The 11,368-nt window shown below is 32.9% G+C and carries 14 protein-coding genes and 2 pseudogenes; all 16 read right to left on the bottom strand.

What is annotated here, in order from left to right; all coding sequences use genetic code 11:
• Positions 1 to 321: 321 nt before the first annotated feature.
• Positions 322 to 453: a hypothetical protein gene (locus tag QVO88_RS07905; RefSeq protein WP_288177893.1), complete on the bottom strand. Its 132-nt coding sequence runs from the start codon at positions 451 to 453 to the stop codon at positions 322 to 324.
• Between the two features lie 11 nt (positions 454 to 464).
• The gene (locus tag QVO88_RS07910) at positions 465 to 899 is read right to left on the bottom strand and encodes a hypothetical protein (RefSeq protein ID WP_022287958.1); all 435 of its coding nucleotides are present in this window, start codon (positions 897 to 899) and stop codon (positions 465 to 467) included.
• A 383-nt stretch (positions 900 to 1,282) separates the two neighbouring features.
• Positions 1,283 to 1,861 carry a hypothetical protein gene (locus QVO88_RS07915; RefSeq protein ID WP_038671452.1) on the bottom strand — a complete coding sequence of 193 codons (579 nt, stop codon included), beginning with the start codon at positions 1,859 to 1,861 and terminating at the stop codon, positions 1,283 to 1,285.
• A 396-nt stretch (positions 1,862 to 2,257) separates the two neighbouring features.
• On the bottom strand, positions 2,258 to 3,163 hold the full coding sequence (locus tag QVO88_RS07920; RefSeq protein WP_022287961.1) for a DUF5104 domain-containing protein: 906 nt from the start codon (positions 3,161 to 3,163) through the stop codon (positions 2,258 to 2,260).
• Between the two features lie 292 nt (positions 3,164 to 3,455).
• Positions 3,456 to 4,010 (bottom strand): hypothetical protein, encoded by a 555-nt coding sequence (locus QVO88_RS07925; RefSeq protein ID WP_022287963.1) that lies wholly within the window; start codon positions 4,008 to 4,010, stop codon positions 3,456 to 3,458.
• Positions 4,011 to 4,013: 3 nt separating this feature from the next.
• A complete protein-coding gene (locus QVO88_RS07930; RefSeq protein ID WP_265290675.1) occupies positions 4,014 to 4,262 on the bottom strand; it encodes a hypothetical protein in 249 nt (82 codons plus the stop codon).
• 662 nt (positions 4,263 to 4,924) lie between these two features.
• Entirely contained in the window at positions 4,925 to 5,377 is a 453-nt protein-coding gene (locus tag QVO88_RS07935) for a hypothetical protein (RefSeq protein ID WP_265290676.1), read from the bottom strand.
• Positions 5,378 to 5,985: 608 nt separating this feature from the next.
• The gene (locus QVO88_RS07940; protein WP_022287965.1) at positions 5,986 to 6,282 is read right to left on the bottom strand and encodes a hypothetical protein; all 297 of its coding nucleotides are present in this window, start codon (positions 6,280 to 6,282) and stop codon (positions 5,986 to 5,988) included.
• A 23-nt stretch (positions 6,283 to 6,305) separates the two neighbouring features.
• A complete protein-coding gene (locus QVO88_RS07945; RefSeq protein ID WP_022287966.1) occupies positions 6,306 to 7,187 on the bottom strand; it encodes a leucine-rich repeat domain-containing protein in 882 nt (293 codons plus the stop codon).
• A 22-nt stretch (positions 7,188 to 7,209) separates the two neighbouring features.
• A complete protein-coding gene (locus QVO88_RS07950; protein WP_022287967.1) occupies positions 7,210 to 7,818 on the bottom strand; it encodes a hypothetical protein in 609 nt (202 codons plus the stop codon).
• A gap of 150 nt (positions 7,819 to 7,968) precedes the next feature.
• Positions 7,969 to 8,220: a hypothetical protein gene (locus QVO88_RS07955; protein WP_022287969.1), complete on the bottom strand. Its 252-nt coding sequence runs from the start codon at positions 8,218 to 8,220 to the stop codon at positions 7,969 to 7,971.
• Positions 8,217 to 9,185, bottom strand: a complete 969-nt coding sequence (locus tag QVO88_RS07960; protein ID WP_022287970.1) for a hypothetical protein — start codon at positions 9,183 to 9,185, stop codon at positions 8,217 to 8,219. The genes QVO88_RS07955 and QVO88_RS07960 overlap by 4 nt, the downstream gene beginning before the upstream one ends.
• Before the next feature lie 234 nt (positions 9,186 to 9,419).
• Positions 9,420 to 9,947 (bottom strand): hypothetical protein, encoded by a 528-nt coding sequence (locus QVO88_RS07965; protein WP_022287971.1) that lies wholly within the window; start codon positions 9,945 to 9,947, stop codon positions 9,420 to 9,422.
• Positions 9,948 to 9,959: 12 nt separating this feature from the next.
• A pseudogene (locus QVO88_RS07970) lies at positions 9,960 to 10,580 on the bottom strand (polymorphic toxin-type HINT domain-containing protein); the annotation flags it as partial.
• A gap of 4 nt (positions 10,581 to 10,584) precedes the next feature.
• Positions 10,585 to 10,794 (bottom strand): hypothetical protein, encoded by a 210-nt coding sequence (locus tag QVO88_RS07975; RefSeq protein ID WP_022287973.1) that lies wholly within the window; start codon positions 10,792 to 10,794, stop codon positions 10,585 to 10,587.
• Positions 10,787 to 11,368: pseudogene (locus QVO88_RS07980) on the bottom strand (hypothetical protein); the annotation flags it as partial. The pseudogene QVO88_RS07980 and the gene QVO88_RS07975, both read right to left, overlap by 8 nt.

Genomic DNA, 11,368 nt, shown 5'->3' on the forward strand with positions numbered 1-11,368 from the left:
TGCCCTGACTGGCTCAGTTTTATTTTAGCATACATAAGTTGAGGGTGTGCCCGTGGAAGAAATGCTGAATCGGTCTTTTTATGAAGTATTTCGCAACGGAGATCGAAAATGGCTGGTATCTTACGCAGATGTAGCACTCAACGGCACAAAGCACACGCTGAAGGATTTTAGCCCTGAGATTGGGAAAGACCTCACCACATATTGCTATCAGCCCGAACCCGGTTTCTGCACCTGCATCCTGCTGCCAGAATAAATGCACAACCTAAAATGACATTTCGTTAAAAAGCATAATGTAAAAAAAAGGCTCTGATAAGACCAATTTTAGGTCATCTCAGAGCCTTTAATCGTTAAATGAGGCACAGGTTCGATAGATACTTTTTTAGCAAGTTCTTCAAGATAATCAAGCGTAAGTTCACTTTCTGATTTTGAATTGAGCTCATCTAATGCTTCCAATAACGTCAACATTACAATACACATCCTTGCTCATAGCCATATATTACCTTAGCCTGTCCACTTTCTTCGCCAGGCCATCCGGATATGTTGTAAGCTTTGAACGCGTCAGTTAACAAAATTTGAAGGTGTTCTTTATCGTTTAGCAATCCTTTTGGGAAATCAATACGTGTTATTTTCCAACAAACTTGTTGTTCATGAATACTCTTTATTGCTTGAACAGGTATCGGATTTGATTTATACATAAAGATAAATTCCTCTATATCATTATTCGTGTCATGATGGTTATAGCAATGTGCTAACCATGTTTCAGAATTTTTGTCAATAGTTAAGTACAGGGGCATGATACCTTCTGTCGTGTCCCTAAAGCTCCCGTATGGGTTCTTAATCTTTTTCTTAGCCAGTTCCTCTCTTTGCGTTGGAGTCAGCTTTTCATTAACAAATGCCATAGTCTAAACCTCACAATAATAAAAGTATTTAAGGGTATTTTAAAGAGAACCCTTATAAAACCTCTTGCTGCGCTTGTATAGTAAATACAATGAATGAAACGTAAGCACTCAGAATCTCTTCCTAATGAATTATATAGATTATTTAATTGTTTGGTTGGGATTCCATTTATTGAATTCGTGTTGCCAATTTCTTCTATATTAGGGTTAACATCCGGATTTGGTTTTAATTATAGCTTCATCAATTTCGGCACTTGGTGCAACCAAAACAACAGTATCATCTCCAACAGGACGTCACAATGTAACATCTTTGCCTGAAATATAGTCTTCATAACCTTTTTCAGATATTAAATAAGATGCACCTTTACTAAATATTTCGTCTATATTCATAATATACTCACCCCATAATCTTTAGTTGCAATGTTATTAATTCTTGTAATTTCCTGCCAAAGCCCATTTTCTTCATTCCAACCTTGCCATTCCTTACAAACACGAAGCTCCTTTTCGTGTTTTAATAGCGTTTCCTTCAATTTCTCAATTAACTCTTGATTAATGAATTTAAATGGTGCTTCGTGTCTTTTTTCATTCCTAATTTGATTCCAACATACCATAAACGCTATCCAATTCTTTGCTGGATCGCAATCAAGAAGATACAATATGGCTTCTTCGAATTTGGCAACAATTTTTTCATTTTTAGTTTCCTCATAAAGTTTGTATACTCCAAAATCTATAATTCTACTAAAATCCGTTGGTACATTTGCTGGAACAAAGTGACTTATAGGACAAGCATATCCTTTCTCTCCGCAAAGGAACTCAGCAACCTCATTATTTTCAAATGCTTTTTTTGTAAGTTCAAGCAGCTCTCCATTTGTAATTTGTTTTTCCAATTTCATAACATTTCCTTTCCCACCAAACGACGAATAAACATTTTCTATTTTTACATCAAATATATCTATTTGTATCAATAACGGGGACATCTTCTAAAATATCATCTATCATTGACGTTGTGAATTTGAATGTAACCGTCAAACCCTCCGCATCTACCCCACCGATGACTAAAGAAGTATAATAAACTTCAAGCAACTCGATAGAGTAAATTACCCAATCTCAAAAAGTTTATAGAGCTGCTTAGACCAAATTAGATGTGGAGATAAAGATAATGATAATGAAAACAACGATCGCAACGGTAAAGAACGAATTTCGCCTGACTGAATGGTCAGCCCAGATCCAGGCACAGAAAAGTAGCTGACTTACAGTGCATAAATGGTGTGAAGAAAACGGTGTCAATGTTAATACCGTTCACTTGAATTTTGTTCCGATTATTTCGCTGCTCATTTGTTATTTAATTCCTTGCCTTTAATCTATTCATTCTCTAAAATATATTCATATTTATTATCTTCGCTCCAACGGCTGTCTATATCCTTAACAGACAGCGCATTGATCGAGCCGTCATCTCTGCCAACAGCCACGATCGCATATTTATTGCTATCTGAAATTTCATACATATATACATCGGCTAAAACATGTTCCTTGTCATTGTCAAGAGATTCGGCATACGGAGCGCCGAATTTTTCCTTAAAGCTCAGAAAATCTCTGCTGTTCCATGCGGTTATATCATTATATTTTACAATACTTTGAGGATTGATTATCCTGTAAATATCTATAACTTCGTACTTATTGCCCGTCTGAGCCACTATATAACTGCTGCTGTCGCCATAACCGGAAGCAACGCAGCAGTTATGGTCTGCAATTTCAATAGTATTGGCAGTATTACACTCGATATCACCGGACTCATAATCCAAAGTATTTATGGATATGTTATAAACGCCGACCAGATCTTCCCCATCATCATGCTTTTCATCGATGGGACAAACTGCTATATATACCCCATATTTTTGCTTATCCGTGATAATATAAAATGATCTGGAAAGAAAAGCACTGGTATAATTTTTTCCTGAAGAACTGGCGCTCACAGTATCCTTTTCATACTCTGTCGTGCGAATTATATCGCCTTCAAATCCATCAATCAGCGCTTGTATATCAGCGTCAATACCATCTGAATTTTTCAGACCGTTACACAGTAAGGATTTTACGCCGTCTTTATCCCCATCGTCTATGTATGTCAATAATTGATCTACCGTATCTGCGTAGAACTGATCGTTATATTTATACTCAACACCGTTTATGATAGGCGTTTCTTTAATGGCACAACTACTCAGAGATATCACCAATGCTAAGCTCGAAATAAGGCTGATGACTTTTTTCATTTATTATTTCTCCTTCCAGTCTAATGTTGCTATGTAAGTCTCATCTGAGAATGACCACCCTGCAGTTCTGTCAGTCGCATCTCTGAAAGCCTCATACATGATCTCGCCATTCTCCATCCTCAATATCCGGTTTTAAGTATTCATACTTATCGTAAAAAAAACGTACTTACTCTTATCAGCACTATCAAAACGTAAAATATATTCCGCTATTTTACTGCTTATTTTTTCAATTCCACACTTTTGATTGGAAATATAATTGATCATATATTTTATCGTGTCTAAAGCTATAAACCTATAGTTTTTCCAATCTTCCGTTAAAATTGCCGTCAGGTTCTGTTAAAGCCCAAACACTTCTACATTTTGTACACTTATAATAAAATTTTTTATGTCCATAACCATCATACTTATTAATGGAGTGTTTTTTACAAAGTTTCTTTGCTTTTTTTAATTCAGCAATATATTTTTTTAGATAACAAAAATCGGAAATATCGTTAAACTCATCAACTTCAGCTAGTACTTCACAAACACATGATATTTTTATTGATTTTATAATATTATTTTCTATAACAATTAAAGGAGAACCTTTCCAATCAAACCATATTGCATCATCTGCTATAAAATACAACCGTTTCTCACCCAAAAAGGTTTTGTTTGCTATAGTCATCAATTCTATTTTTTCATTAATTGTTGCTTTTTTATTTGGATACCACTCTATTTTATTAGCAAGCACCAAAAAATAATCTATTCCTATTTCTCCATGAAATGTTGCTATTTTATCATTATATTTTACATGAATTTTATCGCTACTTGCTTTGCCTACTGTTACAAATTCCATATGCATTTTCAATTATCACTTCTCCTTTAACCAATTGATGATGCTTCCATTTAATGAAAATAGACCTGATAAACCTGATGTAAATTCAAAAGTTCTTGGAATGTTAATTAATAATTGATTGCTAGTTCCAAAATTAGCTAGCTTTGAAACACTTGTTACCATTGCTATAGCTAATACTGCTCCTATTACAATTGTTACTGTGATGAGAATCTCTTTCCAATGCTTCTTGCACCACTCACAAGCACTATCCACTTTTTCTTCCAACCAGCTTTTTTCAATATCCGGTTTCAGGTATTCATATTTATCATAAAAATCATTCTTGCTTTTATTGATAGCATCAGCCGTATTTTAGTCAATAGTCACAACATCGGAAATGTATTCATTAATATTTTCTTTCAATGACTCAAGTGATTCAATTTTGTCCTCTTGGGTCTGCGTTGATGATTTTATCGAGCTGATAACATCATCAACATTGCATATGCTGCTGTCAATTTTAAGCACTTTTGATTTCAGTGATTTCAAATCAGCATTATCATTAATAAAGGGTGATAATATTTTACGGCATATTCAGGATCATTTTTTATTATTGATGTAATGTTATTTTTTATTGCTTTGCAATAATCATTTCCAAATTTATGGTATATAGTATTAACAAGGTGCAAAACCATTTTCAATAGTGCCATATGTTTTCTAAGTTCAATTATCTGTTTGCTTTTTATGTGTTTAGTGGTTCGCATCTTCTCATAGTTTAAACCTCGATACAGTATTCCAAATAATAAAAATTCCATCTCACATTAATTGTTTTTCAAAAACGCATACCATTCTGCTTACCAACATACATCCGTCGTTGCCGTTGGATCATTTGTTACCACTTTATGCTCTTATTTAAAATCAAGTGTAACCCAAAATCTTTGTGCGATGTCGACTTAATTAATAGGGTAAAGCCTATAATAATAGCCATTATCAGAATCTTTCTTTATACATTTAAATTCCGCTTCATTCTTTTCAAAACTTGCATATTTTACTTGTGTACTTTCGTTTTGTCTATATGGATAAATAATAAATTCTGGAATTTTATTTGTAAAATCATGATCTGAGACTTTGAAAAATTCTTCATAAGTAACATCGTTATTATTAAGGAAGATAATTCCATAATTCAAATCAAGATATGTATTATAATTTATATCAAATGCATCACATATATCTTTCGTTTGCGTTGACGGTCCATATACAATACACTTATCCCATTCAAAGCCAGTAAAATCAGACATATGTATAATAATCTCGGTATCATCATTACATTTTTTTATAATTTTATCCTTTAACGATTTTGAATGACGATAATTTATTATTGAAAAAATGCTCAGTATAACTCCCATACACAATACTCCAATCAAAATTACTCTAATATATTTCTTGACCAATTCAATCACCTTTTTTATTATAGTATTTATTATCTGGTTGAAATCCGTTTTCATCAAGTGTTTCCAATATAATTAAATCATCTTTGTATCGTTCGTATGAAAGTCGTTCTTTTACAGTCACATAATATCCATCATAGGTTTCCTTCACAATATTTAATCCATTTGTATAATAGTAATCTAATACTTTTTTTGCTATATCTTTGGATGTACTATCAATTGATGTTGTTTTTCAAATTTCCCGTCCAATAACATTGTTTAACAAATCAACTGCTTGATCAGCATCACCTAAAGTTTTAAACCTATGCGAGTATATATCTTTGATTTCATGAATAACGTTTTGATTTTTTTCATGAGCATTACCAGCTTGTAAGCCTATATTCTCTCCCCACTTACTTGTTATAATTGAAATCCAAAAAGTGTGTCGAAAAGCATTTACTTCTGATCCTTCTTGAACATCATTATCTTCAAAACATTTGAATAAAAGTTAAAGCATAATTAAATATTTTATCACGATTGATTATTTCTAAGATTGATATTGATTGTCATAAAGTTTTAAGTTTATATCAATCAGGAACTTCATCCCCATAAGACATACTGAATACCCGCAGCCAGTATGCGTCATCCCCTGAGTATTCTTTAACAGCATCTTCAATCAACTGATTTTGTAATTCTTTAACTATTAAATCAGGTGATCCGCTTGGTAAATGCCTTTCTCCCACATGATCGCTTATCCAATCGATTGTTGCAACAGTAATGCAATATTTATTTCCGTTTTCCAGTTTGACAAAAATATCAATATTATCATTTTTTATGTTACAATTCTTCAACGGAGTTGGATATTCAATTGATATTACTTTCATAACATTATCTTCTATTAAACTTTTTAATCTTTCATCCAAGCTTCATCATAATTTGGATGTTCATTTAAGCATTTCAAATCAATTCCATGAGTATCATGGCCTAAATATGAGAACTCTTCTAATTTTGGTAAGTTTAACACAAAGCTTATGTCTGTAATATTACAATAAGAAACATCTAAAGCTTTTAGATTATAAAGTTTATTTATAATTTCTTTATCAATTGAGTGTATATTCGTAGAATTTATATTGAGGGATACAATATTCTCCCAATTAACACTTTCATCATCCAGCTTGGTAAAATCAGCTCCTGAAATTGAAAGTGATTTCAATTCCGTTAATTCGGATAAATCCGGTAAAGTTTCAATTTGAACATCGTATAATTCCAACGATTTTAAATTCTTGAAGCTTCCCTCTGTTCCGAGCAAGTTAATATCGTCAATTTTAAAACGAGCACCCCCATAAGGATTAGATCTAATGCACAAACTTGATAGACTTCTGATATCTGCCAGCTTTCTTATTGAACCAATAGGTGAATCTACAATATTAACAGAAGTTAATTTTTTTAGTTTAGTTAACTCTTCAAAAAAGTTCTGTGCATCTGAAGCGTCACTGATTCCGACAATAGTAATTGTTTCAAGATTCGTTAATTTGCTGAGCAAATCATAATCGTGTCCCAAAAGTGCAACATCAGAACCCGGATCACAAACCAACTCACGTATCTCATCATAATTCTGACTTGTTTGATTAATACAATCGTTAATGGTTTTTCGTTTCCACTGTAAATCAGCTTCTGTTTCATTATCACTGTTTAAGAACCATATTCCGAAACCTATTACAATAGCCAAAAATATTATAAGAATACAAGTAATAATTATCATCGTAGAAAATATGGTTTTATGTTTCATTATAAACAAATCCCTCATTAAGTTAATCTTGTAAAAATGTTATAAAGGCATCAATATGCTGTTTATATTTATCTGCTCTCTTCTTTTTTTCTCCTACAAGTTCACCATCAATATAAGCACCCAAAGTAGATTTAACATCGTAATTTATATTATTGCGAATTTGATCAATACCACCATTATTTGATATGAACTCCGATTTAGGATCGATTCTGCCATCCATTACAGCCTTATTATATTCCTGTTGAGCTTCCAGAAAATTACTGCTACTGTTCTCAAATTTATACTGTATATTATTCGGATCAATATCAGATAAAAAATCCTGATCGTCATACCTTGTCGAAATAATATCTCCACTATAGGATATCATTCTATCAGTACTTCCATTAGCAAAATCCACAATGTCTAAATTATCGTTAAATTCAACATACTGTAATGCCTCATGAACAAAATCTTTCATAACCTCCGAGCCAAATTCATTTGCTCTCCTTTTAAACTCTTCAACAGTTGGAGAATTTTCCCCATTAAAAAGATTTTCCTCTTCTCGTGAGAATCCAAAATGTAATTCAATATTCTCATAATTAGAACCATGTTGCACATTTAGAGCAATTGCAAAATCAATAGCATCAGCCACATTTTAGTCAATAGTCACAACATCGGAAATATTTTCATTAATGTCCGAAGCCCAAAAAACAATAGAATTTTTATCTATTCTATATTTTACAAATACTTCATTATTGTATCTCATAAACCACTCCTTTACCCGGTAAAAATCCAGCATATATTATTTATATTCGCTTCCATCATCATTTACAAACTCAATTTTGAATGAACTATTCTTATTTTGCTTTCGCACCGCTTTGATAAGTTCAGTCAATTCATTCTTCTCGATATATCCTTGATGTTTTATCCAAGATATACTATTTACTGTTGCATAAAAACCATCTACGCACATTTCCCCACCAAATCTTGCGATATTCTCTTTGTACTCAATATCGACATACCATTTCGTACCTGTAATTTTAATTTCTTTCATTTTTTATTCCAATCATTTAATAATATTCCCGTCTGAGAAGTTCCTATAAACAAACTCCTTATTAGTGAACCAACCTGAGTAGTATGCGTAATCACATTAACCGCAGTAGGCGTATATATTGTGATATTTCCTACATTAGGATTTATTCTTAAAATAGTACGTTCAAAGACATTCCATACACTGGTTGGTCGAACAGTATTTCCGAGTAACGCTTCCACATTCCCTAAAGAATGCATTGCGTAGGAGGAAGAAGCACTATTCCATGCGCTTATTGTAGAAGGATTGGAAACATCCCAATTTGGAAGTTCAACACCCTTCGATGAAAGAGTTGTTTCCAAAGTAGATCTTCCCATTTTATCCGCACAATTTGCCGCTATTTGATCTCCGTTACATATACCCTCATCTCCAATTCCAGACCAGAAAGTTGACGAATCAGATTTAAGTGTGAAATTATATTCACTTGCACCGCTTATGGCTGAACGAAATTGAGGATTAGTTGTCCATTGCTTTCCATAATTTCTTAAATCGACATTTGAAAATCCTTTTACACTACTATAAATAGAACCAATGGAATAAAAACAATTCGATATTGTACTTGTCCAATTTAATATATTTTGAAATGTATTAAAAACCGAATTATAAATATTTCCCCATGTGTCATTTATATTTAATGTACCTGAACCAAAATCTGAAAGTTTCGCTATTGTAGCAACAGAAAGACTAGTTATCGTTGCAATTGTTGTAGCAAGACCTGCAGAAACTCCAAACGTTGTAAGCACAGTGGTTAATAATGGCACAAGAGCCATCCCACCAGTGGCAACAACAGCAACTATAGCTAATACTGCTCCTATTACAATTGTTACTGTGATGAGAATCTCTTTCCAATGTTTCTTACACCACTCGTCGACCTTTTTGCAACCGTCTTTGAATTTCTCCCAACGGCTTTTTTCACATTCGGGCTTCATGTAGTAGTACTCGTCGTAAAAATCGTCTTTGTTCTCAATAATAGTCAGAGTTTATACAGTTGTATTTTACTACTACTCCTAATAGTATCTAAAAGCTGTGAAACTTTTTCTTGGTTTGTGGGCATTTTATTACCTCCATATTGTTAAAGTAAAATAATTTTAATTGCCAACTATTAGTTTTATTGCTTTTATATTTTTGATTGCGACTAATCCCATTGCTAAATGAATACACTTTTACAATTTGACACAACTAATCTTTGTTGGGAGCTCTTTCCAGAAATTTTCCAACTGTATTCCAGAACTAATGTCTTTTTGTCTTAAGCTTATATAAGTCAAAACATCTTCTAAAGAATCCAATAACCCATATTTATTGACATATATACCTTTTGCATTTAAATCGTCTTTAAAATAGTTATATTCATTTTTTAAATACGAATAATATACATTACCAATGCAATCAAAACCTAATAATTTAGTTGGTAATTTAATTTCAGGAACAACGATTTCTTTGTTAGTTGTTTCATACAAAAGAATATTCGACTTTAGCCCATTGTTTTGACAATATTGAAAATATTTATATACAAACTTAAAATCAGGGACAATATGTTGCATATCATATTGCAGAAACCAAGTGTTATCTGCTTCCTCAGTTAACATCATAGCATTCTTATCATCATCTACATCTTCAAACGGCCATACATTATATGTATAATCATTATCTTTTACCTCGGATACAACATAACCATTTCTATACAACTTCATTCTCTCACTCTCCTAATCAATAATTTCCACATGAGAATTTTTGCCTGAAGGAACACGTAAATGCGGCTTACCTGATATACCTTCAGCCAATTTTGCTGGATCCATTCTATTGAAATGCGGTGGGGCTATACGAACTTTATCCTTGCCAAGTCCAGCTGCTCTACATCTATTTACATAATCTTCTGCCTCTAATCTTGTGACACGATTTATCTTGCTAATATTTTTTCCTTTCTTAACCAGTTTCTGCCGTTCTGGAAAATATTGTTTTCCATATTCTTTGCCAGCATTATGCACCAGTACACCCAATCTACCAACATGATAAGTATGAAAATCTTCTACCTCAAAATTATAAACCTTAACAGGTTCTTCTGTCAACTCAACATCAAAATTTTCAACTAAAAGAATGTTTTTGTTTGGGTCAAGAAGTTCATCACCGATTGCAAGTTCTCCTGCTTTGACAAAGCCACGACTATTTACATAGAACGGGTGGTCAACAGTTGTAACGATTTCTTCACCGTTCACAGTGAGATGAACAAGCGTTGTTACCTCTCTTATGTAGGTTTCAAGAACAGTTTTCGGAGAAGTTTCCATTGTTTCAGGGTCTGTTGAAATGACTTTATTGATTGCAACAATTACTCTACTTTAACCTTTTTATATACTCATCTATACCCATAACAAGCACCTCTTGCAACATTTCTAAATAACTTTTTTCCCCACCACTTTTTTTAATCATAACATCAAACACTTGTTTTAATTTACCATCAATCATAACTGTAACACCAGTTACCTTTTCACCAGTATTTGTATTTTCAAATTCTTCCGACATAATACGCATTTTATTATCCATTACGCACTCTCCTTAGATTTCGCTCTATAATTTTCCCATTAGTGGCAACTTCTTCTATCCATTCAGACCATGGTGCTGGTAATTCATAACTTCGACCAGGTGTAGATATATCAGTTAGCTTTGGAGCAGTTCCCCCTTGATTCAACGGATTTGAGCGATAACCATCTTGGCTTATTGTATTTTCTTGTAATAAGTCATCAAACCACTTTGGTACCTCAAATTCAACTGTATATGCTTCATTTCCTCGAACTTCATTTTTAAAATAAGTTGAATGTTCTCCGTTATCTATGCTAATATTTAAATTTTTATCCTTGTTAGCAATTGAAATTGACCCGTTTTCATTTACCGTTATTTTTTGTTGACTAGAATTACTGCTGCCATCTCCTCCTTGAACTCTTCGATATTTAACAGTCTCTTCATTTTCACCAAATGAAATCGTGTCATCTTCACCTATTTTGCGATACACGGTTTCACTTAAGTTATAATCTGCATTTGCATTATGAACCCAAACACCAATTTCACCAACATGATATGTATGAAACTCATCTACCTGAAAATTATACACCGTAACAGG

The organism is Ruminococcus sp. CAG:57, assembly GCF_000435935.1.
Lineage (GTDB): Bacteria > Bacillota > Clostridia > Oscillospirales > Ruminococcaceae > Hominimerdicola > Hominimerdicola aceti.

Excerpts from the sequence above, each read along its gene's own strand:
- QVO88_RS07910 (WP_022287958.1), bottom strand. The coding sequence starts at position 899 with ATGGCATTTGTTAATGAAAAGCTGACTCCAACGCAAAGAGAGGAACTG.
- QVO88_RS07920 (WP_022287961.1), bottom strand. The coding sequence starts at position 3,163 with ATGAAAAAAGTCATCAGCCTTATTTCGAGCTTAGCATTGGTGATATCT.
- QVO88_RS07935 (WP_265290676.1), bottom strand. The coding sequence starts at position 5,377 with ATGGGAGTTATACTGAGCATTTTTTCAATAATAAATTATCGTCATTCA.
- QVO88_RS07940 (WP_022287965.1), bottom strand. The coding sequence starts at position 6,282 with ATGAAAGTAATATCAATTGAATATCCAACTCCGTTGAAGAATTGTAAC.
- QVO88_RS07945 (WP_022287966.1), bottom strand. The coding sequence starts at position 7,187 with ATGAAACATAAAACCATATTTTCTACGATGATAATTATTACTTGTATT.
- QVO88_RS07955 (WP_022287969.1), bottom strand. The coding sequence starts at position 8,220 with ATGAAAGAAATTAAAATTACAGGTACGAAATGGTATGTCGATATTGAG.
- QVO88_RS07960 (WP_022287970.1), bottom strand. The coding sequence starts at position 9,185 with ATGAAGCCCGAATGTGAAAAAAGCCGTTGGGAGAAATTCAAAGACGGT.
- QVO88_RS07965 (WP_022287971.1), bottom strand. The coding sequence starts at position 9,947 with ATGAAGTTGTATAGAAATGGTTATGTTGTATCCGAGGTAAAAGATAAT.
- QVO88_RS07975 (WP_022287973.1), bottom strand. The coding sequence starts at position 10,794 with ATGGATAATAAAATGCGTATTATGTCGGAAGAATTTGAAAATACAAAT.